A 22,852-nucleotide genomic window follows, 5' to 3' on the forward strand; every position below is an offset into this window, starting at 1 on the left:
ACCGGACAGTGTAAAAAAGGGAAGCGTCGGCGACCTTCTTACCACTGACAGCGCATTTCAGGCGCTGGCAAGAAAGCAAAGATGAACGTGAGGAAGTTCACATTTTCCGCTAATAGCGCGGCTCTCAGGGGATGTGACGGTGGGCGCATTTCCAGATCTTTCCCGCCTTTTCTTGAAAAAGCGACAGGCTTTGCGCCATTTGCTGTCGAAAATTTAAGGTCAGCCGGGAAACCCTAAATTACTATTTTGAGAACTTTTATCATCTGGTGACCCGTTATGACCGTACTGCACAGCGTGGATTTTTTCCCTTCAGGCCACTCGCCTGTGGCGATTGAGCCGCGGCTGCCCCAGGCTGCGTTTCCAGAACATCATCATGATTTTCATGAGATTGTGATTGTGGAGCACGGTACGGGTATCCATGTTTTTAACGGGCAGCCTTACACTATCAGCGGCGGCACGGTGTGCTTTGTACGCGACCATGACCGGCATATGTATGAACATACCGATAACCTGTGCCTGACCAACGTGCTGTATCGCTCCCCGGAAGCGTTCCAGTTTCTGTCAGGGCTGAACCAGCTGTTGCCTCAGGAGCAGGACGGTCACTATCCGTCGCACTGGCGGGTAAACCAGGCCACGCTACAGCAGGTGCGCCAGCTGGTCAGCCAGATGGAGCAGTCCGAAGAGGGGCAGACTACCCACGCCCTCGCCAGCCGCGAGATCCTGTTTATGCAGCTGCTGGTGTTGCTGCGTCGTGGCAGTCTGGTGGACGGGGCGGCGGATAACGACGCGCGGCTCAACCAGTTGATGGCGTGGCTGGAAGATCACTTCGCCGAAGATGTCTGCTGGGAGACGCTGGCAGATAACTTTTCCCTGTCGCTGCGCACGCTGCATCGCCAGCTGAAGCAGCATACCGGGCTGACGCCCCAGCGTTATCTCAACCGGCTGCGCTTAATCAAAGCGCGCCATCTGCTGCGCCATACTGACGAGAGCGTTACCGATATCGCCTATCGCTGCGGTTTTGGCGACAGTAACCACTTTTCGACCCTGTTTCGCCGGGAATTTGACTGGTCCCCGCGCGACATTCGCCAGGGCCGGGATGCGATGCTTCAGTAACGCGAGGAAAATCACCGTTTTACTGCCGCAAAGCGGGTAATAATGTCAGGTTATTCACCGTTGAGGTTGTGATGTGGCCGGACAGTTGATTCTTCGCAGAGCTGATTTTTTTGCCTCCACCGCGCAGGCCGTCGCGGTGGCGGACCGCTATCCGCAAAATGTCTTTGCCGAACATACTCACGATTTTGGCGAACTGGTGCTGGTGTGGCGCGGTAATGGCCTGCATGTCCTCAACGATCGCCCTTACCGCATCACCCGGGGCGACCTGTTTTACATCCGTGCGGAAGACAAACACTCCTACGCCTCGGTCAACGATCTGGTACTTCAGAACATCATCTACTGCCCCGACCGACTGAAGCTCAACGTCGACTGGGCGGCCAACATCCCTGGTTTCCTCAAAGCGGGCAACACCCCGCACTGGCGGCTGGGCAGCAACGGCATGACGCAGGTGCGCCCGGTGATTACGCAACTGGAGCAGGAGAGCCTGAAGACCGATCCCCACGCATTCGATATGGCCGAGCTGCTGTTTGCTCAGCTGACGATCATGCTCAAACGCTACCGTTACGCCCCGGATAATCCGGCCGCCAGCGAGCCGGAAGCGCTGCTGGATAAGCTGATCACCGCCCTGGCGGGCAGCCTGAACCGCAGCTTTGTGCTGGAAAAGTTTTGCGAGCAGGAGCAGTGCAGCGAGCGTGCCCTGCGCCAGCAGTTCCGCACCCAGACCGGCATGACGGTAAACCACTACCTGCGCCAACTGCGGATCTGCCATGCGCAGTATCTACTGCAACATACCGAGTTGCTGGTCAGCGAAGTCGCCATGCAGTGCGGCTTTGAGGACAGTAACTACTTTTCGGTGGTGTTTAACCGTGAAGTGGGGATGACCCCGGTTCAGTGGCGACACCGCAGCCATAACGCCGCGTAATAGATTGTTTGCTCCCCCCTGCGCATCACCGCACGCCCCGCCAGATCAGTCACATAACGAAAAGTTATAACCTTATTAAAACTACGGCATTGATAAACATTTTCAATATCATTTAATTAACTATAATGAACCAACTGCTTACGCGGCATTAACACGTTTGCCGCCCGACAATAATGGAGATGATTATGAGCTATACCCTGCCATCCCTGCCGTACGCTTACGACGCCCTTGAGCCGCATTTCGACAAGCAGACGATGGAGATCCATCACACCAAACACCACCAGACGTACGTTAACAACGCCAATGCGGCGCTGGAAAGCCTGCCAGAATTCGCTAGCCTGCCTGCTGAAGAGCTGATCACCAAACTGGATCAACTGCCAGCTGACAAGAAAACCGTTCTGCGTAACAACGCTGGCGGCCACGCTAACCACAGCTTCTTCTGGAAAGGCCTGAAAACCGGCACCACCCTGCAGGGCGACCTGAAAGCCGCTATCGAGCGCGACTTCGGCTCCGTTGATAACTTCAAAGCTGAGTTTGAAAAAGCCGCTGCTACCCGTTTCGGCTCTGGCTGGGCGTGGCTGGTACTGAAAGGCGACAAACTGGCTGTGGTTTCCACTGCTAACCAGGACTCCCCGCTGATGGGTGAAGCTATCTCTGGCGCATCCGGTTTCCCAATCGTGGGCCTGGACGTGTGGGAACACGCTTACTACCTGAAATTCCAGAACCGTCGCCCGGACTACATCAAAGCCTTCTGGGACGTGGTGAACTGGGACGAAGCAGCAGCACGTTTCGCCGCTAAAAAATAAGGTTGCAAAGCCGTCTGTGAGAAGCGAGTCTGATGACTCGCTTTTTTTATACCCACAATCTGCGTAAGGAGCCGCGATGAATTATCCCGTTAACGTATTTATCGGAAAAATAAAGGATTATGAAGGCAGCCGCCCGAGCGCGATTGCTAAACTGCAGGTTGACGGCGAACTCTCCCTCACCGAAAAAGGGCTGGTGGGCGATGAGCAGGCGGAAAAGAAAATCCACGGCGGGCCGGATCGGGCGCTGTGCCACTATCCGCGCGAGCACTATGCATTCTGGGCCAGCGAATACCCTGACCAGGCCGGGCTTTTTGTCGCCCCGGCATATGGCGAAAACCTGTCAACCGAAGGGCTGACCGAGAAGAACGTCTTTATCGGGGATATCTTTCGCTGGGGCGAGGCCCTGATCCAGGTCACTCAGCCGCGGTCTCCCTGCTTCAAGCTCAACTTCCACTTCGGTATCAGCGATATCGCTACGCAGATGCAAAATGCCGGGAAAACCGGCTGGCTGTATCGGGTGATTTTGGCAGGGAAGGTCGAAACGGATGCGCCGCTGACGCTGGTCTCTCGCCTGAGCGATGTGTCGGTGTATGACGCCTGTGCAATCGCCTGGCATATGCCGTTTGATGATGAGCAATATCACCGTCTGCTGTCGGCGGCGGGGTTATCCACCAGCTGGACCAGAACCATGCAGAAGCGGCGACTTAGCAACAAGATCGAAGATAATTCGCGGAGATTGTGGGGGAAGTAAGCCGGGTAAGACGGAGTCTCCACCCGGCTTTTTGCCTCTGCGCCTGTTACTGCCCGGTAGCGCTGCGCTTACCGGGCTTGCAACATAGAGTCAGCGTAAAACTAAGAACGCTTGTGCAACGGTAGCCAGAGCGTTAATCGCAAGCCGCCCAGTGGGCTGTCATCGGCTTTCACCCAGCCACGGTGCTGCTGCATCGCGGTTTCGACAATCGCCAGACCCAGCCCGGTGCCGCCGGATTCACGGTCACGCGCCTCGTCGGTACGGTAGAACGGACGGAAAATCTGCTCGCGATCTTCCGGGCTGACGCCAGGGCCATCGTCATCAACGTTGATGGTGATGCCGTCTTTGTCCACCGAGAACGCCACCTCGATTTTGGTATGCGAATAGCGCAGGGCGTTACGTACGATATTCTCCAGCGCGCTTTCCAGCGTGTTGGGGTTACCGTACAGCGGCCATGGGCCTGGCGGGAAGTTGACGGTGAAGGATTTCCCCATCTGCTCCGCTTCGAATGCCGCGTTATCCAGCACCTCATGCCACAGGTGATTGGCTTTCACCGTCTCGCTGACCAGCGCGTTTTTCTGCTGATTGCGGGACATGACCAACAGGTCATTGATCATGCTGTCCAGACGATGCGCTTCGGTTTCGATACGCTCCAGCTCTTTGCTCTCTCCGCTACGGCGGCGCAGCAGGGCGGTGCCCAGTTGCAGACGCGTCAGCGGGGTGCGCAGCTCATGGGAAATATCAGAGAGCAGACGCTGCTGGGTGGTCATCATCCGCTCAAGCGCCGCCACCATCTGGTTGAAGCTGGCCCCTGCCGCCAGGAACTCCTGTGGCCCGGCTTCCAGCTCCGGGTGCTGTCGCAGGTTGCCCTGCGCCACTTCATCCGCGGCGTTTTTTAACTTACGTGCGGGTTTCGCCAGGCTCCACGCCAGCCACAGCAGCAGCGGTGAACTCACCAGCATGGTAACAATCAGCAGCAGCAGCGGGCGGTCAAATAGCAGGTTGATAAAATCGGACTGGGAGTTGCTCGCCGGGCGAATCAGGTAGAGCTGATAGTTATCCTCCCCGTCATTGACGGAGAATGGCCCCACCATCTCTACCCGACCATATTTTTTCTTTTGCGGATGATCGGCGTTATCCGCCTGGCCAATGAAGTTGCGGATAATCTGCATTTCATTGCGGTCTGCCCCGATTACGCGGCCTTCGCTGGTCACCAGCAGCAAGCGTTGTCCCGGCGGCGCCCATTTTTCGATAGCGCGAAACAACCTGCGCCACCACATCAAATCATTGGGCGGATCGATGGCCAGCTCTGCTTCTACGTGCTGCTCGATCATCACACCCTGACGTTGCTCGCTATCGAGAAGCTCCGTCATCTGGCGTGAGTCGAGTTTGGGTAACATCAAAACCAGCATTAAAACCAGTGCCAGCGTCAGCCAGAAGATGGCGAAGATGCGGGCGGTTAAGCTGCCTATCATGAAGCGGACACCATCAGATAGCCGCGTCCACGCAGGGTTTTAAACCACGGATGACCATCCTTGCGCTCCGGTAATTTGCGGCGCAGGTTGGAGATGTGCATATCAATTGCCCGGTCGAACGGCGTCAGGCGTTTACCCAGCACTTCCTGGCTCAGATGCTCACGGGATACCACCTGGCCCAGATGCTGCGCCAGCAGATAAAGCAGTGTGAATTCGGTGCCGGTGAGTTCCAGCGCCTGGCCGTCGAAGCTGGCTTCCTGGCGGCCTGGATTCAGGCTCAGGGAGTCGACTTCAAGGGTTGGCGAACCGCTGTCGGTGTTTTGCTGCTGCTCGCTCCAGTGGGAACGGCGCAGGATCGCCCGAATACGTGCCACCAGCTCACGGTCGTTAAACGGTTTAGGCAGATAGTCATCGGCACCCAGCTCAAGGCCAAGTACACGATCGAGTTCGCTACCGCGCGCGGTCAGCATAATTACTGGGGTCTGGTGCGTCTGGCGCAGCTCTTTAAGGGTGTCGATGCCGTTCTTCTTCGGCATCATGACGTCGAGCAAAAGCAAGTCGATGCTATCGTCGAGTTGACTCAGCGCCTGCTCCCCGTCGTGGGCTACCGACACGTCAAAGCCTTCCATGTCGAGCAACTCCTTTAAAAGGGATGTCAGCTCTCGGTCATCATCAACTAACAGGATTTTATTCATTGTTTAAATACCTCCGAGGCAGAAATTACGTCATCAAGGCTATCTAATCCATGACTTTACGTTGTTTTACACCCCCTGACGCATGTTTGCAGCCTGAATCGTAGACTGTCTCTCGTTGAATCGCGACACGAAAGATTTTGGGAGTAAGTGATGCGCAAAGTTACCGCTGCTGTCATGGCCTCAACGCTGGCGTTTAGTGCATTTAGCCAGGCTGCTGGAGTCATCACCGGCGATAACCGTCTCTCAGTGGAGGGCATCGCGCAGCAGAGTGCCCAGGGCCATATGTTCGACGGCATAAGTTTAACCGAACATCAGCGTCAGCAGATGCGAGATCTCATGCAGCGGGCTCGTCATGATCAGCCCCCTGTTAATGTTAGCGAAATGGAGACAATGCATCGCCTTGTCACCGCAGAAAATTTTGATGAAAACGCTGTGCGCGCTCAGGCAAACAAAATGGCGCAGGAACAGGTTGCCCGACAGGTCGAAATGGCTAAGGTCCGCAACCAGATGTTTCACCTGCTAACGCCCGAGCAGCAAGCGGTTTTGAACCAGAAACACCAGCAACGTATGGATCAGTTGCGCGAGGTTGCACGGATGCAGAAGAACGCTGAATCGACGCTTTTTAGTAGCAATACCCGTAGTAACCAGTAACCCTGTTTTCCTTGCCATAGACACCATCCCTGTCTTCCCCCACATGATGTGGGGGTTTTTTTTGCCCGTCATTAAATTTCGTTAACCGTTTATTCATCTTATTGACGCCCCTGCATCCGTTATACTAGCGGCATAGCGTGACAGGAGTGTTTATGAATCAATCCTATGGACGGCTGGTAAGCCGGGCCGCACTTGCTGCGACGATCATGGCGTCGTGCCTGTTAATCATTAAAATTTTCGCGTGGTGGTACACCGGTTCCGTCAGTATTCTGGCAGCGCTAGTCGATTCGCTGGTCGATATTGCCGCCTCGCTCACTAACCTGTTGGTCGTGCGTTACTCGCTGCAGCCAGCGGATGAAGAGCATACCTTTGGCCACGGCAAAGCGGAGTCGCTGGCGGCGCTGGCGCAAAGCATGTTTATTTCCGGTTCGGCGCTGTTCCTCTTTTTGACCGGCATTCAGCACCTGTATACCCCGACGCCAATGAAAGATCCCGGCGTGGGCGTGGTGGTGACGGTAATAGCGCTTATAAGCACATTGGTTCTTGTAACGTTCCAGCGCTGGGTTGTGCGTAAAACGCAAAGTCAGGCGATACGGGCCGATATGCTTCATTATCAGTCTGATGTTATGATGAACGGCGCGATCCTGATCGCGCTCGGTCTGGCCTGGTATGGCTGGCACCGGGCCGATGCGCTATTTGCGTTAGGGATTGGCTTTTATATTTTATACAGTGCGTTGCGCATGGGGTACGATGCGGTGCAATCACTGCTCGATCGCGCATTGCCAGACGCAGAACGGCATGAAATCTTCGAAATTGTGACCTCCTGGCCAGGCGTCAGTGGCGCTCACGATCTTCGCACGCGGCAGTCAGGGCCGACCCGCTTTATTCAGATTCATTTAGAAATGGAAGATAACCTGCCGCTGGTTCAGGCACATCTGGTGGCTGAGCAGGTTGAGCAGGCGATTTTGCAGCGTTTCCCGGGGTCAGATGTCATTATTCACCAGGATCCCTGCTCAGTCGTACCTAAGCCAGGCAATGGACATTTGAGCTTTCGTAATTCGTTGTAAAAAAGTGAACCAGGCTAGCATTTTGTGGAAAAATAACCGCCATATGGCCTGACCTGAATCAATTCAGCTGGAAGTGATTGATATACTATTTGCAGTATTCGTTGGTCGTCAGAAGTCTTCCGGCAACAGATTTCATTTTTGCATTCCTAAGTTCAGAGGTAGTCATGATTAAGAAAATCGGTGTGTTGACAAGCGGCGGTGATGCGCCCGGCATGAACGCAGCAATTCGCGGTGTAGTTCGTGCTGCGTTGACGGAAGGTCTGGAAGTTTTTGGTATCTATGACGGTTATCTGGGCCTGTATGAAGATCGCATGGTGCAGCTCGATCGCTACAGTGTTTCCGACATGATTAACCGCGGCGGTACCTTCCTGGGTTCCGCACGTTTCCCGGAATTCCGTGACGAACGCATCCGTGAAGTGGCTATCGAGAACATGAAAAAACGCGGCCTCGACGCGCTGGTGGTTATCGGTGGTGACGGTTCCTATATGGGTGCAAAACGCCTGACCGAAATGGGCTTCCCGTGCATTGGCCTGCCAGGCACCATCGACAACGACATCAAAGGTACTGACTACACCATCGGTTACTTCACTGCTCTGGGCACCGTGGTTGAAGCCATTGACCGCCTGCGCGACACCTCTTCTTCTCACCAGCGTATTTCCATCGTTGAAGTGATGGGCCGCTACTGTGGCGACCTGACTCTGGCGGCGGCGATTGCGGGCGGCTGTGAGTTCGTGGTGGTTCCAGAAGTGGAATTCAGCCGTGAAGATTTGGTTAACGAAATCAAAGCCGGTATCGCGAAAGGTAAGAAACACGCCATCGTGGCAATCACCGAGCACATCTGTGACGTTGACGAGCTGGCGAAATACATCGAAACCGAAACCAAACGCGAAACCCGCGCGACCGTTCTCGGTCACATCCAGCGCGGCGGCTCCCCGGGTCCTTACGACCGTATTTTGGCCTCCCGTATGGGTGCGTACGCGATTGAACTGCTGCAGCAGGGCTTTGGCGGCCGTTGCGTCGGCATTCAGAACGAAAAACTGGTTCACCACGACATCATTGACGCTATCGAAAATATGAAGCGTCCGTTTAAAGGTGACTGGATGGATTGCGCGAAAAAGCTGTATTAATCAGCCGATCGTTGCCGGGTTGAGGACATCAGCCCACACCGTGACTCCAGGCCGGGTAGGGTTTAGCCACCACCCGGCTTTTTAAAGTCTATTGCCTGATTTTTATTCCTCTACGTTATAGCCAATCTTTTTTTATTCTTTAATCATTGGTCAGCTTTCTGGCACGCTGCAACCATTAAACACAACTTCAAGAGAGTGGGACGATGAACAAATGGGGCGTGGGGTTAACTTTATTGCTGGCATCGACCAGCGTTCTGGCAAAGGATATCCAGCTGCTGAACGTGTCTTACGATCCGACGCGTGAACTGTACGAGCAGTACAACAAAGCGTTTGCCGCACACTGGAAGCAGGAAACCGGCGACAACGTGGTGATCCGTCAGTCGCACGGCGGCTCCGGTAAGCAGGCGACCTCGGTCATTAACGGTATCGAAGCCGATGTGGTGACGCTGGCCCTGGCCTACGACGTGGACGCTATCGCAGAACGTGGTCGTATCGATAAAAACTGGATCAAACGTCTGCCAGACAACTCTGCGCCATACACCTCCACCATCGTTTTCCTTGTACGTAAAGGCAACCCGAAACAGATCCACGACTGGAACGACCTGGTTAAGCCGGGCGTGTCGGTGATCACCCCGAACCCGAAAAGCTCTGGCGGCGCTCGCTGGAACTACCTGGCAGCCTGGGGCTACGCCCTGCACCACAACAATGGCGACCAGGCTAAAGCCCAGGATTTCGTGAAGTCGCTGTTTAAAAACGTTGAAGTGCTGGACTCTGGCGCGCGCGGTTCAACCAATACTTTCGTTGAACGTGGCATTGGCGATGTGCTGATTGCGTGGGAAAACGAAGCGCTGCTGGCGACTAACGAGCTGGGTAAAGACAAGTTTGAAATCGTCACCCCAAGCGAATCAATTCTGGCTGAGCCAACCGTCTCTGTGGTCGATAAAGTGACGAATAAGAAAGGCACCCAGGCCGTGGCGGAAGCCTACCTGAAGTACCTTTACACCCCGGAAGGCCAGGAGATTGCCGCGAAGAATTTCTACCGTCCACGTGATGAAGCGGTGGCGAAGAAATATGAGAAGGAGTTCCCGAAACTGAAGCTGTTCACCATCGATGAAGTATTCGGCGGCTGGACCAAAGCGCAGAAAGATCACTTCGCTAATGGCGGAACTTTCGATCAGATCAGCAAGCGTTAATTAGCCATAGTGTTTGCAAGCCCGACAGCATCATACTGTCGGGCTTTTTTGTTTGTCATCAAAGTGCGTTACGCTTCTGGTTGAATCGAATACAGGGAACGCATCATGAAAAAAGCGGCTTTACTCCTCCTGGCACTGGTGGTGGTGACGATGGTCATCGTCGTTGTCTGGCTAAAGTCTGTCGGTCATCCTGATGCGTTACGCCATATTGTTCTCGACCAGTGTCTGCCCGGACAGCTGCAACACCGCAATCCCGCTCCCTGTGTCCAGGTGAAGCCCGATGCAGGCTACGTGGTCTTCAAGGATCGCAACGGCCCGCTGCAATATTTGCTGATGCCGACGTACCGTATTAACGGAACCGAAAGTCCGTTACTGACAAAGGCGCATACCCCCAACTTCTTCTGGCTGGCATGGCAGGCGCGCGGGTTTATGCGCATGAAGCATGGCGCGGAAATCCCCAATAGCGCGGTGTCGCTGATCATTAATTCGCGGCTCGGACGCACGCAAAATCATCTGCATATCCATATCTCCTGCCTGCGCCCGGACGTACGCGAAAAATTGAATGCGCACCAGGCCCAGGTGGGCACCCAGTGGCGGCCGTTTCCGGGTGGGCTGGAAGGGCACGAGTATCTGGCGCGTCGGGTGACGGAAGCGGAGCTGGTGAAACGCAGCCCGTTCATGATGCTGGCTGAAGAGGTTCCCGATGCGCGCAAGCATATGGGACGCTACGGGATGGCGATGGCGCAGCAGTCAGACGGCTCGTTTGTCCTGCTGGCGACCGAGCGCAATCTTTTGGCGCTTAACCTCGCGTCCGCTGAGGAATTGCAGGATCATCAATGCGATATCCTGCATGATCCCTACCATAAATAGCGTTTACTCGCGCTGCCTGCCGCCTTAGACTTGCTGAAAAATTCTACAGGAGACAGGCATGTCGATCTGGTTCACTCACCCACTGTTTCTGCCCTCGCTGATTATCGTCGTCACCATCATCCTTTGGGCGACCTCGCTACTGCCGGAGTTCCTGACGGCGCTGCTGTTTTTTACCGCCGCGATGATCGCCAAAATTGCGCCGCCGGAGGTCATTTTCGGCGGTTTTGCCTCCTCGGCCTTCTGGCTGGTGTTCAGCGGTTTTGTGCTGGGCGTTGCGATCCGCAAAACCGGGCTGGCAGACAGGGCGGCGCGAGCGCTGTCCTCAAGACTGACCGACTCCTGGCCGCTGATGGTGGCCAGCGTGGTGCTGCTTACTTATGCGCTGGCGTTTGTGATGCCTTCTAACATGGGGCGCATCGCGCTATTGATGCCGATTGTGGCGGCGATGGCGAAGCGGGCCGGCATCGCCGACGGCTCCCGGGCATGGTTTGGACTGGCGCTGGCGGTGGGGTTTGGCACCTTCCAGCTCTCCGCCACTATCCTCCCGGCCAATGTGCCTAATCTGGTGATGAGCGGGGCGGCGGAAGGCTCGTACGGTATTCATCTTAATTATGTCCCTTACCTGCTGCTCCATACGCCGGTACTGGGCATTCTCAAGGGGTTGGTTCTGATCGGCCTGATCTGCTGGCTGTTCCCCGGGGCGCCAAAACCACCCCGCGATCTTACGCCACCGGAACCAATGGACCGCGACGAAAAACGCCTCGCCTGGCTGCTGGCGGTCGTGCTGGTGATGTGGGTGACGGAGAGCTGGCACGGCATTGGTCCTGCGTGGACCGGGCTTGCGGCATCAATTGTGGTGATGCTGCCGCGGATCGGTTTTATCACCGGCGATGAGTTCTCGGCCGGGGTGAACATGCGCACCTGTATTTACGTGGCAGGCATTCTTGGGCTGGCGATCACCGTGACCCAGACCGGGATCGGCAATGCGATGGGTGAGGCGCTGATGCAGGTCATGCCGCTGGATGCGGATGCGCCGTTCACCAGTTTCCTGGCGCTGACCGGTATCACTACCGCGCTGAATTTCATCATGACTGCTAACGGCGTTCCAGCGCTGTACACCACCCTGGCGCAAAGCTTCTCGGACGCCACCGGCTTTCCGCTGTTGTCGGTGATTATGATTCAGGTGCTGGGATACTCCACGCCGCTGCTGCCGTATCAGGCGTCGCCGATTGTGGTGGCGATGGGGCTGGGGAAGGTGCCTGCGCGGGCGGGAATGTTGCTCTGTCTGGCGCTGGCGGTGGCAACGTATCTGGTGCTGCTGCCGCTGGATTATCTGTGGTTTAGCGTGCTGGGGAAATTATAAATTCCCTCTCCCCGGGGGAGAGGGAGAAGGGTTTTATGCCTGTTTAGCTGCTTCTGCTGCTTTGACGATCACCGCGAAAGCGTCTGCTTTCAGGGATGCGCCGCCAACCAGCGCGCCATCGATGTCCGGCTGGGTGAACAGCTCAGCTGCGTTCGCTGCGTTTACGGAACCGCCGTACTGGATGATCACTTGCTCAGCCACTTTCGCGTCTGCTTTCGCAATGTGGTCACGAATGAATTTGTGAACCGCCTGAGCCTGCGCTGGGGTTGCAGATTTGCCGGTACCGATCGCCCATACTGGCTCGTAAGCAATTACCGCGCCTTCGAACGCTGCTGCGCCCTGAGTGGTCAGCACGGCGTCGATCTGACGTGCGCACACTTCTTCCGTTTTGCCCGCTTCGTTTTCGGCTTCGGTTTCACCGATGCACAGCACTGGGATCAGACCCTGCTCTTTCAGCACAGCGAATTTCTTAGCGATGAACTCGTCGGACTCTTTGTGGTAGGTACGACGCTCAGAGTGGCCAATGATGATGTATTTCGCGCCGATATCTTTCAGCATTTCAGCGGAGGTTTCACCGGTGAACGCGCCAGACAGGTTAACGTCAACGTTCTGTGCACCCAGAACGATGTGGCTGCCGTCAGCGGCGTGTTTAGCCATATCCAGGTACATGTCCGGCGGAGCGATCGCAACAGCACAGCCAGTCACACCAGCCAGCTCTTTACGCAGGTTAGCTACCAGCTCGTTTACCATGTGGCGGCTGCCGTTCAGTTTCCAGTTACCCATCACTAAAGGATGTCGCATTTCAATTCTCCACGCTCAAGAGCGAATTAAGGAATATGGCCACCCGGCTGGGCAGCATGGTCTGTGAATCAGTATAGAGATTTTCCCTCGAAAGGCTTTGCTTTTTGTCATTAATTCGCCCCGCCGAGGGTCTCAGATAACGCCAGCTTAATCGGTTCAACAGCGAAGGTCAGCCCCTTTTCGCCGTTATCTGCCACTACGTAACGAACCGCTCCTTCCGTTTCGGCGTAATAGCGTTTGTTTTTACCGGCAGTCAGCAGCTTTTGCAGCTTTTGCTGGCTTTGTGCTTTGGTCAACGCCGGGGTAAACGCCCGTAAAATGGCGCTCATGTACTCCAGCGCTTTGGCTTTAGCGGCTTTTTGCTCCGGCCCCTGGATCGGCAGCCAGGTGATCTGCATGCTCTTGATTTTGAGCGTTCCGCGTTCCAGCGCCGTTGAAGCGTATAAGTTCTCATTAATTTTACTGGCGGCGCGGGTCAGGGTGGGGGTATCCCGGGCACCTTCTATGGCGCGAAATTCATTGAGTGGCAGGGTGGGGTTAGCACTGTTAAAGCTTTCGCGGAACAGACTAATGGATTGATCAAATGACGGTGCGCCAGGCATCACGTAGGGCGCAGTCGCAGGTGCGGATGTCTCGGCAGCACGCAGAGAAATGCTCGCACAGGACAGCATTAAACCCAGCCAAATAAGGGAAAACCGCATCTTCATCAATAAAGTCTCTCACTGTTACTGCCCACGATTAAAACCATATCCGGCTGGCTTGTCAAAAGGATGCGACTCCAGGGTAAACTACGCTCCGCGATGATAATAAGGAACCTGGCATGACCATACAGCAGTGGTTGTTTTCATTCAGAGGGCGTATTGGGCGCCGTGATTTCTGGATCTGGATTGGCGTATGGATTATCGCCATGCTGGGTCTGTTTATTTCTGCCAACAATGCGTGGCTGAACACCCAGACGGCGGCTTTCGCGCTGGTTTCGCTGTTGTGGCCAACGGCGGCGGTATTAGTGAAACGTCTGCACGATCGGGGTCGTTCGGGGCTTTGGGCGCTGCTGGTGGTGCTGGCGTGGATGCTGCTGGCAGGTAACTGGTCGATGTTGCCTTCCATGCTGCCATGGGTGGTTGGCAGGCTGATCCCCACCGTTATTTTTGTGATGCTTATTGTCGACCTGGGCGCTTTCGTGGGCACCCAGGGCGAGAATAAATACGGCAAAGATACGATCGAGGTAAAGTACCGTTAATTACCAGTAGTGCTCTGCAGTCATATGGCCCGGCCGACGGCGTAAATGCTTGGTCATCTGCCGGGTCTCTTTCAGCAGTTGTTGGGTGTCACGTACCATCTGCGGGTTGCCGCACAACATGACATGACTGGTCTCGGCGGTCATCGGCAGGCCAACGGCAGCTTCCAGTTCTCCGCTTTCAATCAGCGCCGGTACACGTCCGGTCAGCGAACCCGCTACCGTCTCGCGACTCACCACCGTCTGAACTTTCACTTTCCCTTCATAGCGTTTCTGTAGCTCCAGCATCTGCGGCAGGTAGCTCAGGTCAGCAGCGTAGCGCGCGGCATGCACCAGGACGATATTTTTAAAACGCTCCAGGTCTTTCCCGTATTGCAGGATAGAAAGGTACGGGCCGATGGCAGTCCCGGTCGCCAGCATCCACAGGGTGTCGCAGTCCGGTACTTCCTCAAGCACGAAGAAGCCTGCCGCTTCGCTGACTATCTGGATCTCATCGTCGGGTTTGAGTGCCGCCAGCCGCGGGCTGAGTTTGCCATCGGGAACGGTGACAAGATAGAACTCGAGATCCGGGTTATCCGGCGCGTTGACATAGGAGTAGGCGCGCTGCACGCGTTCGCCGTCGATTTCCAGTCCCAGCTTGGCGAATTGCCCGGCCGTAAAAGGCTGGATGGGCGCATGGACGGTCAGACTAAATAGCGCATCGGTCCAGAACTCTACCTTTTTGACTTTACCTGTTACCCAGTCTGCCATGATGTTCTCCTGTGCTGATCTCGGGTTATATCTTCCTTACCTGAGAGGGAGATTTCCAGCCCGCGGGGGCCGGAAAGCTCAATTGATCAAACGGTTTTACAGAATGTGGGTCTGCACGTCGGGATCTTTGCGGTCGAGATAGTGAATCGACTGGATGCGGCGAATGGTGCGGGATTTACCGCGGATCAGCAGCGTTTCGGTGGTGGCCATATTGCCTTTGCGGCTGATGCCGTCCAGCAGATCGCCTTTGGTGATGCCGGTAGCAGAGAAGATAACGTTGTCGCTGCGCGCCATATCATCCAGACGCAGCACGGTATTGGCCTTAATACCCATAGCGGCACAGCGGGCCAGCTCTTGCTCACCGATACGGCGGTTTTCTTCGCTGTCGCCTTTCACCTCGTGACGGGCCAGCAGACGGCCCTGCATATCACCGTCGAGGGCGCGGATCACCGCAGCGGATACCACCCCTTCCGGTGCGCCACCGATGCCGTAAAGCACGTCGACTTCGCTATCCGGCATACAGGTAAGGATAGAGGCCGCCACGTCGCCATCAGGGATCGCAAAGACGCGCACACCCAGCTGCTGCATATGGGCGATGACTGCATCATGACGCGGTTTTGCCAGGATGGTGACCGTCAGTTCGCTCAGCGGTTTCCCGAGCGCGGCAGCAATGTTACGCAGGTTATCTGCCAGCGGCAGATTAAGATCGATAATCCCTTTTGCGCCAGGCCCGACAATCAACTTCTCCATATACATATCAGGCGCGTTGAGGAAGGTGCCTTTATCGCCTACGGCCAGCACGGCCAGCGCGTTAGCCTGACCCATAGCGGTCATGCGGGTGCCTTCAATCGGATCCACGGCGATATCCACCGCATCGCCATTGCCGGTTCCCACTTTTTCACCGATAAACAGCATCGGCGCTTCGTCGATTTCGCCTTCGCCAATCACGATAGTGCCGTCGATGTTGACCTGGTTAAGCATAATGCGCATGGCATGGACGGCTGCGCCGTCGGCGGTATTTTTATCGCCACGGCCAAGCCATTTATAGCCTGCCAGAGCGGCAGCTTCGGTCACGCGGGAAAATTCTATAGCAAGTTCACGTTTCATTGGATACTCGTGCGGTCAAAAGGAATTGCACGAAGTTTATCACAGAGTGGGGAAGGGGGAGGGTGGTGCGGTCTGAACCCCTCTCCCCGGCCCTCTCCCCAAAGGGGAGAGGGTATTTTAAGTCCCCTCGCCCCTTTGGGGAGAGGGTGAGGGGTGAGTTTGTCTTACTCGTCGTGCTCTTCCCACGCCAGGGCGCGTTTCACCGCTTTCTTCCAGCCACTGTAGCGGTAGTTGCGCTCGGTGGTTTCGATGCCCGGACGGAATTCACGCTCGATGACCGCTTTCTCCTGCAACTCGTCCAGGTTCTGCCAGAAGCCGACCGCCAGGCCAGCAAGATAAGCCGCCCCCAGCGCCGTCACTTCACGCACTTCCGGGCGCTCCACACGGGTGCCCAGAATATCGGACTGGAACTGCATCAGGAAGTTGTTAGCCACCGCGCCGCCGTCCACGCGCAGGGCATGCAGACGAATACCGGAGTCGGCCTGCATCGCTTCCAGCACATCACGGGTCTGATAGGCAATCGACTCAAGCGTAGCGCGAATAATGTGGTTGGAGTTCACCCCACGCGTCAGGCCGAAAATCGCCCCGCGTGCATACGGGTCCCAGTACGGCGCGCCCAGCCCGGTAAAGGCCGGAACCACATACACCCCGTTGGTATCTTTCACCTTGGTGGCGAAATACTCCGAGTCGAAGGCGTCGCTGATAAGCTTCATCTCGTCGCGCAGCCACTGAATGGAGGCCCCGGCCATAAACACCGCGCCTTCCAGGGCGTAGTTTACTTCGCCGCGCGGGCCGCAAGCGATGGTGGTCAGCAGGCCATGCTCTGATTTCACCGCTTTTTCGCCGGTATTCATCAGCATAAAGCAGCCGGTGCCGTAGGTATTTTTCGCCATCCCTTCTTTTACGCACAGCTGGCCAAACAGCGCCGCCTGCTGGTCGCCAGCGATCCCGGCAATCGGAATACGGGTGCCGCCTTTACCGCCGATATTGGTCTGGCCGTACACTTCAGACGACTTACGTACCTGCGGCAGCATGGCGCGCGGGATGTCCAGCGCGTCCAGCATTTTTTCATCCCAGTCCAGCTCGTGGATGTTGAACAGCATGGTGCGCGAGGCGTTGGTGTAATCGGTCACGTGTACGCGTCCCTGGGTCATCTTCCAGATAAGCCAGGTATCGACGGTGCCGAACAGCAGTTCGCCGCGTTTGGCACGCTCGCGGGAGCCTTCAACGTGGTCGAGGATCCATTTCACTTTCGTGCCGGAGAAGTACGGGTCCACCACCAGGCCTGTGGCGCTGCGCACGTACTCTTCCATACCGTCGCGCTTGAGCTTTTCGCAGATATCCGCAGTGCGACGGCACTGCCAGACGATGGCGTTGTAAATAGGCTTACCGGTTTCGCGTTCCCAGACAATGGCCGTTTCACGCTGGTTGGTAATGCCGATGGCCGCAATCTCATCGGAGCTGATATCGGCTTTCGCCAGCACTTCAACCAGCGTCGAGCTTTGCGATGCCCAGATTTCCATTGGATCGTGTTCTACCCAGCCTGGACGAGGATAGATTTGCTCGAATTCGCGCTGTGACACGCTGACGATGTTCGCGTCATGATCCATAACGACAGCGCGGGAGCTGGTCGTGCCCTGGTCGAGCGCAACGATATATTTTTTGTCGGTCATATTATGTGTCCCGTAGTCAGATTACAGCGAAGCTTTTGATTCAGTTGTGGAGAGGCTTTTCTTCTCCTCAACCACACAGGTGTCGCACGGCAGATGGCGGCCAATTAACTTACGATAGCCAAATGCGCCAAGTGATGCCCCAACGATAGGCCCGAACAGCGGCACCAGGAAGTAAGGAATATCTTTCGCACCGGTAAAGGCTACCTCGCCCCAGCCCGCAAAGAAGGCAAAAGTCTTGGGTCCCAAATCGCGCGCCGGGTTCATGGCGAAGCCCGTCAGCGGTCCCATAGATGCACCGATCACCGCAATCAGTAAACCAATCAGCAGCGGTGCCAGCGGGCCGCGCGGAATGCCGTTACCGTCATCACCCAGCGCCATAATAACGCCCATCAGGATAGCGGTAATCACCATCTCTACTGCGAAGGCCTGCACAAAATTAATGTGCGGATTCGGATAGGTGGAGAAGATACCCGCCAGCTCGAGGCTTTCGGTGCTGCCACGCACCATATGGTGCGTCTGTTCGAAGTCGATAAACAGGTTGTAATAAAGCCCGTAAACTAACGCCGCTGCACAAAAGGCACCGGCAAACTGCGCCACGATAAAAGGAACAACCTTGCGTTTGTCAAAGCAGGCAAACAGCCACAACGCGATGGTCACCGCAGGGTTAAGATGGGCACCTGAAACCCCCGCCGTCAGGTAGATGGCCATCGCCACGCCCAGACCCCAGATCACGCTGATTTCCCACTGGCCGAAGCTGGCGCCCGCCACTTTCAGCGCCGCCACACAACCTACGCCAAAGAAAATCAACAACCCAGTACCCAGGAACTCTGCGATGCACTGGCCTTTTAAGGTTGATGTTTCACTCATAATCGGATCCTGAAAGAAAAATAATGGTTATTGTTATCGCGCCGAACGTCACCATCGCCACGATGTCCTGTAGACACAGTGTTAATTTATCGTTAACGAGCAAAAACGATAAATATCGAAATTAAAATGTGTGTACCGCGTCAAGAAAATGAGCGATATCGCGCCATGAAGTGTGCATTAGCGTTTATACGCCAGGGCGGACATAAGCATTCTATTAACGGAAATGTTAACAATTTAGGGGTATATGATGCGAACGCACCAGGAGGAGACTGAAAAGTGTTGCAAACCGCAATCTGCGCGGTCTGCCGCTGGACAGGGAGGGCGGCGCTCCATACAATCGACACCAGGTGTTGTGCGCGTTTACGTCAAAGCGTCGCCTTGCAAATTCAGGAGAGGTAGGATTATGTCTTTAGAAGTGTTTGAGAAACTGGAATCCAAAGTACAGCAGGCGATTGATACCATCACCCTGCTGCAGATGGAAATCGAAGAGCTGAAAGAAAAAAACAACGCACTGTCGCAGGAAATTCAGACTGCTCAGCACGGTCGCGAAGAGCTGGAGCGTGAAAACCAACATCTGCGCGAACAGCAGAACGGCTGGCAGGATCGTCTGCATGCCCTGCTGGGACGTATGGAAGAGGTTTAATTCCGAATTTTTGAAAAAGGCATCTGTAATGGATGCCTTTTTTATTTGGAGAGAATACGATCGCTCATTACGTTACTCACAGGGAATGCGAGCTGACTAAACGAAGCGATATTATCGATAATTCTGACCGATATATTACCCGTAATACCCCCACAGGCCTTATTTATACAGAAAATCTGGGATGGATCGACCTTGGACATGCCAATCCAACTGGTGCCGAAAGGTTATGGCAGCAAATGGTCATGCCTCGTGGTGGGCTGTTGGTGAACATGTGTTGCCTCTTCTATTTCCTGATCCGCTTGAAAAAACATGCAAACTTGAACCGCACTTGGGAAGATTACCCATTTTCATGAGCACAATTACGCCTGTGGCAAACCCAGAGTATGTTCGTGAGCTTAGCTTATGAAAAATTCTAAGTTGATAGTTTTTACTATTTTTATTGTTGCCATGGGGGTTGGGTACATGTCCCTGGCGGCAAGGGTTTTCGTGCCAGTCTGTTACACACAAGACGACTTTTTTCTCTACCACATGGTAACTCCAGAAGCGCTTAAACGGACCCCAAGGATATCAAGCCACTGGTATTTTGTTGGTCAAACAGATGAGGGAAGTGGGTTGAAATGGAATGAGATCGTTTTTACCAACATCAATAAAAATGAGGTTGGTACACTTGTGGAGCAACTTGATACCTGGATAAATGATTATCCACAACGTCGCGAGATAATGAGTGTTTCGGCAGATGAATCAAATGGACTGCCAGAGATACGAGTAATCCATTATGAGAGGGATAGAAATAAATAAAGAAGGCCATCTAGATACCAGATGACCTTCATTCACTACTCAATATCCAGCGGATCTTCAGACAGGATAATGCCAGTGTTGTCGGCATACAGATGGTCGCCGGAGAAGAACGTCACGCCGCCGAAATTGACGCGTATGTCGCTTTCGCCAATGCCTTCGCCTGCGGCACCTACCGGAATAGCAGCAATCGCCTGAATGCCAATATCCAGTTCTTCGAGGTCATCGACCTGACGCACCGCGCCATACACCACAATGCCTTCCCACTCGTTTTGCGTGGCGAGACGGGCAAGTTCTGCATCGATCAAGGCCCGGCGCACGGAGCCGCCGCCGTCAATCAACAGAATGCGACCACGGCCGTTCTGTTCGAGCAGATCGTACAGCAACCCGTTATCCTCAAAACATTTCACCGTAATGATTTGTCCGCCAAACGAAGACCGTCCTCCAAAGTTGGAAAACAGCGGTTCTACGACGTTAACATCTTCCTGGTAGATGTCACAAAGCTCGGAGGTATCGTATTTCATAGGCTTAAGTTCAGTTGCTGCGAGTGATTTCAGTATATCGCGCGAAATGCATTGTTGGCAAAATCATCAATTGTTAATTGATATTTGTCAGCTAACTTAGCGTCTGGCTAAGAACAATCCCCACTACGAACAACAGGTTAGTCAGCAATGCCCCTTTTACCGTGCGTTCCAGCATTGGCGGCATGGCCGAGGCGCTCTGCTCGCGCATCACATAACGTGCCTGTTTGACCAGCAGCGGCGTGGCGAGTACAAACAACCAGCCCCACAGGCTGTGCAGCGACAGCAGGTTGAACAGGGCCAGACAGAGCAGGGCACCCATCAGCAGGCAGGCATGGTAGCGGCGCGCATTGACCGGACCCAGACGGACCGCCAGCGTGTTCTTACCGTTCAGGCGATCGCTGTCGATATCCCGCAGGTTGTTAATATTGAGCACCGCTGTCGCCAGCATGCCGCAGGCGGTGGCTGGCAGGAACAGCGCCGGAATCAGGGTATGCGCCTGTAGATACCAGCTACCCATCACGCTCAGCCAGCCGAAAAACACCAGCACCGATATGTCACCCAGTCCGATGTATCCGTAAGGACGGGTGCCGACGGTATAGGTGATCGCCGCGACAATCGCCAGTAAGCCGAGTACGAGAAAGCCAACGGCATCTGCCGGGGTTTTACAGGCCACCAGCACCAGGGCAATCCCGGAGAGACAAATCAACACGACGTTGATAATCAGCGCCCGCTTCATCTGCTCCTGGGTGATCACCCCTTTCTGCATCCCACGCAAAGGCCCGATACGGTCGGGCTTATCGCTGCCCTTGACGGCATCGCCATAGTCGTTAGCGAGATTAGAGAGGATTTGCAGTAGTCCGGCGGTGATCAGCGCCAGCGCAGCGACCAGCGGATCGAAATAGCCCTGCCACCACGCAAGGGCCGTGCCGACAATAATGGCAGCGAAGGCGAGAGGAAGGGTTTTAGGACGCAGGCTTTCCAGCCAGGCACGTGTACGGCTGATTTCAGTCATAAGATTTTTAGCCAATAAAAATGGGGCTTTTCAGCCCCATCATCAGTGATGAAAATGCAATGACCGCGATTATAAGATAAAACGGCTCAGATCTTCATCTGCTACTAAAGCATCAAGATGCTTACTCACATAGTCGGCATCGATGGTAATGCTTTGACCGTTCAGGTCGCTCGCATCATAAGAGATGTCTTCCATCAGGCGTTCCAGCACGGTGTGCAGACGACGCGCACCGATGTTTTCGGTGGTTTCGTTAACCTGCCAGGCTGCCTGAGCAATTCGCTTAATACCGTCTTCGGTAAACTCAATATTCACGCCTTCGGTCGCCATCAGCGCTTTGTACTGTACGGTCACAGAGGCGTTTGGCTCGGTCAGGATACGCTCGAAGTCTTCAGTGGTCAGCGCCTGCAGCTCAACGCGGATCGGCAGACGGCCCTGCAGTTCCGGGATCAGGTCAGACGGCTTCGCCACCTGGAATGCACCAGAAGCGATAAACAGAATGTGGTCGGTTTTTACCATGCCGTGCTTGGTGGAGACTGTGCAGCCTTCAACCAATGGCAGCAGGTCGCGCTGTACGCCTTCACGGGAGACATCCGGGCCGGAGGACTCGCCACGCTTACAGATTTTATCGATCTCATCGATAAACACGATGCCGTGCTGTTCAACGGCGTCGATGGCGTCCTGCTTCAGCTCTTCCGGGTTCACCAGTTTGGCCGCTTCTTCTTCAATCAGCAGCTTCATCGCGTCTTTGATTTTCAATTTACGCGGCTTCTGCTTCTGCCCGCCCAGGTTCTGGAACATGGACTGCAGCTGGCTGGTCATCTCTTCCATGCCTGGAGGTGACATGATCTCCACACCCATTGGTGCGGCGGCGAGATCGATCTCAATCTCTTTGTCATCCAGCTGGCCTTCGCGCAGTTTTTTGCGGAACGCCTGGCGTGCAGCTGACGGCTCAGCAGGCTGTTCTGCCTGGCCCCAGTTGTTTTTCGCCGGTGGGATCAGCACATCCAGCACGCGCTCTTCCGCCATTTCTTCGGCGCGATAGCGGTTTTTCTCGATGGACTGGACGCGCACCATTTTAATGGCGGAATCGGTCAGATCGCGGATGATAGAATCCACTTCTTTCCCGACATAGCCCACTTCGGTGAACTTGGTCGCTTCAACTTTGATGAACGGCGCGTTAGCCAGTTTCGCCAGACGACGTGCGATCTCGGTTTTACCGACACCGGTCGGGCCGATCATCAGAATGTTTTTCGGCGTCACTTCATGGCGCAGCATTTCATCCAGCTGCATACGACGCCAGCGGTTACGCAGGGCAATCGCCACGGAACGCTTGGCGTTATCCTGGCCGATAATGTGTTTGTTCAGTTCGCTGACAATTTCGCGTGGGGTCATTTCAGACATGAGAAATCC

The 22,852-nt window shown here is 55.0% G+C and carries 25 protein-coding genes; 14 read left to right on the forward strand and 11 right to left on the reverse strand.

The window, feature by feature from the left end; translation table 11 throughout:
• Window positions 1-276: 276 nt before the first annotated feature.
• The 4 genes from rhaS to yiiM all read left to right on the forward strand — a co-directional run bounded on the left by rhaS (window position 277) and on the right by yiiM (window position 3,592).
• Window positions 277-1,113 carry an HTH-type transcriptional activator RhaS gene (gene rhaS / locus C3F35_RS12215; RefSeq protein WP_032615322.1) on the forward strand — a complete coding sequence of 279 codons (837 nt, stop codon included), beginning with the start codon at window positions 277-279 and terminating at the stop codon, window positions 1,111-1,113.
• 73 nt (window positions 1,114-1,186) lie between these two features.
• On the forward strand, window positions 1,187-2,035 hold the full coding sequence (rhaR, locus tag C3F35_RS12220) for an HTH-type transcriptional activator RhaR (RefSeq protein WP_032615321.1): 849 nt from the start codon (window positions 1,187-1,189) through the stop codon (window positions 2,033-2,035).
• 185 nt (window positions 2,036-2,220) lie between these two features.
• On the forward strand, window positions 2,221-2,841 hold the full coding sequence (sodA, locus tag C3F35_RS12225; protein WP_032615319.1) for a superoxide dismutase [Mn]: 621 nt from the start codon (window positions 2,221-2,223) through the stop codon (window positions 2,839-2,841).
• Between the two features lie 76 nt (window positions 2,842-2,917).
• Entirely contained in the window at window positions 2,918-3,592 is a 675-nt protein-coding gene (yiiM, locus tag C3F35_RS12230; RefSeq protein ID WP_103793407.1) for a 6-hydroxyaminopurine reductase, read from the forward strand.
• Between the two features lie 101 nt (window positions 3,593-3,693).
• Here yiiM and cpxA read toward each other — a convergent pair whose 3' ends face one another.
• On the reverse strand, window positions 3,694-5,067 hold the full coding sequence (gene cpxA, locus C3F35_RS12235) for an envelope stress sensor histidine kinase CpxA (RefSeq protein ID WP_032615315.1): 1,374 nt from the start codon (window positions 5,065-5,067) through the stop codon (window positions 3,694-3,696).
• Window positions 5,064-5,762: an envelope stress response regulator transcription factor CpxR gene (cpxR, locus tag C3F35_RS12240; RefSeq protein ID WP_032615313.1), complete on the reverse strand. Its 699-nt coding sequence runs from the start codon at window positions 5,760-5,762 to the stop codon at window positions 5,064-5,066. Before cpxR ends, cpxA begins: the two co-directional genes overlap by 4 nt.
• Window positions 5,763-5,912: 150 nt before the next feature.
• On the opposite strand from cpxR, the gene cpxP reads away from it, so the two are divergent.
• The 6 genes from cpxP (at window position 5,913) to C3F35_RS12270 (ending at window position 12,033) form a co-directional block, all read left to right on the forward strand.
• Window positions 5,913-6,413: a cell-envelope stress modulator CpxP gene (gene cpxP, locus C3F35_RS12245; protein WP_032615311.1), complete on the forward strand. Its 501-nt coding sequence runs from the start codon at window positions 5,913-5,915 to the stop codon at window positions 6,411-6,413.
• A 152-nt stretch (window positions 6,414-6,565) separates the two neighbouring features.
• Complete coding sequence (fieF, locus tag C3F35_RS12250; RefSeq protein WP_103793408.1) at window positions 6,566-7,480, forward strand: CDF family cation-efflux transporter FieF; 915 nt, start codon at window positions 6,566-6,568, stop codon at window positions 7,478-7,480.
• A 164-nt stretch (window positions 7,481-7,644) separates the two neighbouring features.
• Window positions 7,645-8,607, forward strand: a complete 963-nt coding sequence (gene pfkA / locus C3F35_RS12255) for a 6-phosphofructokinase (protein ID WP_032615307.1) — start codon at window positions 7,645-7,647, stop codon at window positions 8,605-8,607.
• A gap of 203 nt (window positions 8,608-8,810) precedes the next feature.
• On the forward strand, window positions 8,811-9,800 hold the full coding sequence (locus C3F35_RS12260) for a sulfate ABC transporter substrate-binding protein (RefSeq protein WP_032615306.1): 990 nt from the start codon (window positions 8,811-8,813) through the stop codon (window positions 9,798-9,800).
• Between the two features lie 105 nt (window positions 9,801-9,905).
• Window positions 9,906-10,670 carry a CDP-diacylglycerol diphosphatase gene (locus C3F35_RS12265; protein ID WP_103793409.1) on the forward strand — a complete coding sequence of 255 codons (765 nt, stop codon included), beginning with the start codon at window positions 9,906-9,908 and terminating at the stop codon, window positions 10,668-10,670.
• Window positions 10,671-10,728: 58 nt separating this feature from the next.
• Window positions 10,729-12,033, forward strand: coding sequence for an SLC13 family permease (locus C3F35_RS12270; RefSeq protein WP_103793410.1), 1,305 nt, complete (start codon window positions 10,729-10,731; stop codon window positions 12,031-12,033).
• A gap of 33 nt (window positions 12,034-12,066) precedes the next feature.
• Here C3F35_RS12270 and tpiA read toward each other — a convergent pair whose 3' ends face one another.
• Both tpiA and C3F35_RS12280 read right to left on the reverse strand, forming a co-directional pair.
• Window positions 12,067-12,834 carry a triose-phosphate isomerase gene (gene tpiA, locus C3F35_RS12275; protein ID WP_032615300.1) on the reverse strand — a complete coding sequence of 256 codons (768 nt, stop codon included), beginning with the start codon at window positions 12,832-12,834 and terminating at the stop codon, window positions 12,067-12,069.
• A gap of 110 nt (window positions 12,835-12,944) precedes the next feature.
• On the reverse strand, window positions 12,945-13,505 hold the full coding sequence (locus C3F35_RS12280) for a DUF1454 family protein (protein WP_103793415.1): 561 nt from the start codon (window positions 13,503-13,505) through the stop codon (window positions 12,945-12,947).
• Window positions 13,506-13,654: 149 nt separating this feature from the next.
• Here C3F35_RS12280 and C3F35_RS12285 point away from each other — a divergent pair, with 149 nt between their 5' ends.
• Window positions 13,655-14,074, forward strand: coding sequence for a DUF805 domain-containing protein (locus C3F35_RS12285; protein ID WP_032615297.1), 420 nt, complete (start codon window positions 13,655-13,657; stop codon window positions 14,072-14,074).
• Here C3F35_RS12285 and fpr read toward each other — a convergent pair whose 3' ends face one another.
• The 4 genes from fpr to C3F35_RS12305 all read right to left on the reverse strand — a co-directional run bounded on the left by fpr (window position 14,075) and on the right by C3F35_RS12305 (window position 18,468).
• Window positions 14,075-14,821 carry a ferredoxin--NADP(+) reductase gene (fpr, locus tag C3F35_RS12290; protein ID WP_032615296.1) on the reverse strand — a complete coding sequence of 249 codons (747 nt, stop codon included), beginning with the start codon at window positions 14,819-14,821 and terminating at the stop codon, window positions 14,075-14,077.
• Window positions 14,822-14,917: 96 nt separating this feature from the next.
• Window positions 14,918-15,928 (reverse strand): class II fructose-bisphosphatase, encoded by a 1,011-nt coding sequence (gene glpX / locus C3F35_RS12295; protein ID WP_032615294.1) that lies wholly within the window; start codon window positions 15,926-15,928, stop codon window positions 14,918-14,920.
• A 164-nt stretch (window positions 15,929-16,092) separates the two neighbouring features.
• Complete coding sequence (gene glpK / locus C3F35_RS12300) at window positions 16,093-17,601, reverse strand: glycerol kinase GlpK (protein WP_032615293.1); 1,509 nt, start codon at window positions 17,599-17,601, stop codon at window positions 16,093-16,095.
• A gap of 21 nt (window positions 17,602-17,622) precedes the next feature.
• Complete coding sequence (locus tag C3F35_RS12305) at window positions 17,623-18,468, reverse strand: MIP/aquaporin family protein (RefSeq protein WP_032615292.1); 846 nt, start codon at window positions 18,466-18,468, stop codon at window positions 17,623-17,625.
• A 403-nt stretch (window positions 18,469-18,871) separates the two neighbouring features.
• Here C3F35_RS12305 and zapB point away from each other — a divergent pair, with 403 nt between their 5' ends.
• From zapB to C3F35_RS12320, 3 genes are read left to right on the forward strand one after another with little or no spacing between them, the layout of a single operon-like run.
• Entirely contained in the window at window positions 18,872-19,111 is a 240-nt protein-coding gene (gene zapB, locus C3F35_RS12310; RefSeq protein WP_032615290.1) for a septal ring assembly protein ZapB, read from the forward strand.
• A gap of 32 nt (window positions 19,112-19,143) precedes the next feature.
• Window positions 19,144-19,464, forward strand: coding sequence for a hypothetical protein (locus C3F35_RS12315; RefSeq protein WP_233211678.1), 321 nt, complete (start codon window positions 19,144-19,146; stop codon window positions 19,462-19,464).
• Between the two features lie 49 nt (window positions 19,465-19,513).
• Window positions 19,514-19,909, forward strand: a complete 396-nt coding sequence (locus C3F35_RS12320) for a hypothetical protein (RefSeq protein WP_059306956.1) — start codon at window positions 19,514-19,516, stop codon at window positions 19,907-19,909.
• A gap of 35 nt (window positions 19,910-19,944) precedes the next feature.
• Here the strand turns inward: C3F35_RS12320 and rraA are convergent, their stop codons facing one another.
• From rraA to hslU, 3 genes are all read right to left on the reverse strand, one after another.
• Window positions 19,945-20,430 (reverse strand): ribonuclease E activity regulator RraA, encoded by a 486-nt coding sequence (gene rraA, locus C3F35_RS12325; RefSeq protein ID WP_032615286.1) that lies wholly within the window; start codon window positions 20,428-20,430, stop codon window positions 19,945-19,947.
• 91 nt (window positions 20,431-20,521) lie between these two features.
• The gene (menA, locus tag C3F35_RS12330) at window positions 20,522-21,442 is read right to left on the reverse strand and encodes a 1,4-dihydroxy-2-naphthoate polyprenyltransferase (RefSeq protein WP_103793411.1); all 921 of its coding nucleotides are present in this window, start codon (window positions 21,440-21,442) and stop codon (window positions 20,522-20,524) included.
• A gap of 69 nt (window positions 21,443-21,511) precedes the next feature.
• Window positions 21,512-22,843, reverse strand: a complete 1,332-nt coding sequence (gene hslU, locus C3F35_RS12335) for an HslU--HslV peptidase ATPase subunit (protein ID WP_032615283.1) — start codon at window positions 22,841-22,843, stop codon at window positions 21,512-21,514.
• Between the last annotated feature and the right edge of the window lie 9 nt (window positions 22,844-22,852).

The sequence above is a fragment of the Leclercia sp. LSNIH3 genome (assembly GCF_002935105.1).
In the GTDB taxonomy this organism is placed as follows: domain Bacteria; phylum Pseudomonadota; class Gammaproteobacteria; order Enterobacterales; family Enterobacteriaceae; genus Enterobacter; species Enterobacter adecarboxylatus.

Bases quoted from the DNA above. Each gene is read 5' to 3' on its own strand.
- yiiM (WP_103793407.1), top strand. From the start codon at position 2,918: ATGAATTATCCCGTTAACGTATTTATCGGAAAAATAAAGGATTATGAA.
- C3F35_RS12305 (WP_032615292.1), bottom strand. From the start codon at position 18,468: ATGAGTGAAACATCAACCTTAAAAGGCCAGTGCATCGCAGAGTTCCTG.
- zapB (WP_032615290.1), top strand. From the start codon at position 18,872: ATGTCTTTAGAAGTGTTTGAGAAACTGGAATCCAAAGTACAGCAGGCG.
- C3F35_RS12280 (WP_103793415.1), bottom strand. From the start codon at position 13,505: ATGCTGTCCTGTGCGAGCATTTCTCTGCGTGCTGCCGAGACATCCGCA.
- C3F35_RS12270 (WP_103793410.1), top strand. From the start codon at position 10,729: ATGTCGATCTGGTTCACTCACCCACTGTTTCTGCCCTCGCTGATTATC.
- cpxR (WP_032615313.1), bottom strand. From the start codon at position 5,762: ATGAATAAAATCCTGTTAGTTGATGATGACCGAGAGCTGACATCCCTT.
- fpr (WP_032615296.1), bottom strand. From the start codon at position 14,821: ATGGCAGACTGGGTAACAGGTAAAGTCAAAAAGGTAGAGTTCTGGACC.
- tpiA (WP_032615300.1), bottom strand. From the start codon at position 12,834: ATGCGACATCCTTTAGTGATGGGTAACTGGAAACTGAACGGCAGCCGC.
- C3F35_RS12315 (WP_233211678.1), top strand. From the start codon at position 19,144: ATGCCTTTTTTATTTGGAGAGAATACGATCGCTCATTACGTTACTCAC.
- hslU (WP_032615283.1), bottom strand. From the start codon at position 22,843: ATGTCTGAAATGACCCCACGCGAAATTGTCAGCGAACTGAACAAACAC.
- rraA (WP_032615286.1), bottom strand. From the start codon at position 20,430: ATGAAATACGATACCTCCGAGCTTTGTGACATCTACCAGGAAGATGTT.
- cpxP (WP_032615311.1), top strand. From the start codon at position 5,913: ATGCGCAAAGTTACCGCTGCTGTCATGGCCTCAACGCTGGCGTTTAGT.
- fieF (WP_103793408.1), top strand. From the start codon at position 6,566: ATGAATCAATCCTATGGACGGCTGGTAAGCCGGGCCGCACTTGCTGCG.
- glpX (WP_032615294.1), bottom strand. From the start codon at position 15,928: ATGAAACGTGAACTTGCTATAGAATTTTCCCGCGTGACCGAAGCTGCC.
- rhaS (WP_032615322.1), top strand. From the start codon at position 277: ATGACCGTACTGCACAGCGTGGATTTTTTCCCTTCAGGCCACTCGCCT.
- pfkA (WP_032615307.1), top strand. From the start codon at position 7,645: ATGATTAAGAAAATCGGTGTGTTGACAAGCGGCGGTGATGCGCCCGGC.
- C3F35_RS12285 (WP_032615297.1), top strand. From the start codon at position 13,655: ATGACCATACAGCAGTGGTTGTTTTCATTCAGAGGGCGTATTGGGCGC.
- C3F35_RS12320 (WP_059306956.1), top strand. From the start codon at position 19,514: ATGAAAAATTCTAAGTTGATAGTTTTTACTATTTTTATTGTTGCCATG.
- C3F35_RS12265 (WP_103793409.1), top strand. From the start codon at position 9,906: ATGAAAAAAGCGGCTTTACTCCTCCTGGCACTGGTGGTGGTGACGATG.
- sodA (WP_032615319.1), top strand. From the start codon at position 2,221: ATGAGCTATACCCTGCCATCCCTGCCGTACGCTTACGACGCCCTTGAG.
- C3F35_RS12260 (WP_032615306.1), top strand. From the start codon at position 8,811: ATGAACAAATGGGGCGTGGGGTTAACTTTATTGCTGGCATCGACCAGC.
- glpK (WP_032615293.1), bottom strand. From the start codon at position 17,601: ATGACCGACAAAAAATATATCGTTGCGCTCGACCAGGGCACGACCAGC.
- cpxA (WP_032615315.1), bottom strand. From the start codon at position 5,067: ATGATAGGCAGCTTAACCGCCCGCATCTTCGCCATCTTCTGGCTGACG.
- menA (WP_103793411.1), bottom strand. From the start codon at position 21,442: ATGACTGAAATCAGCCGTACACGTGCCTGGCTGGAAAGCCTGCGTCCT.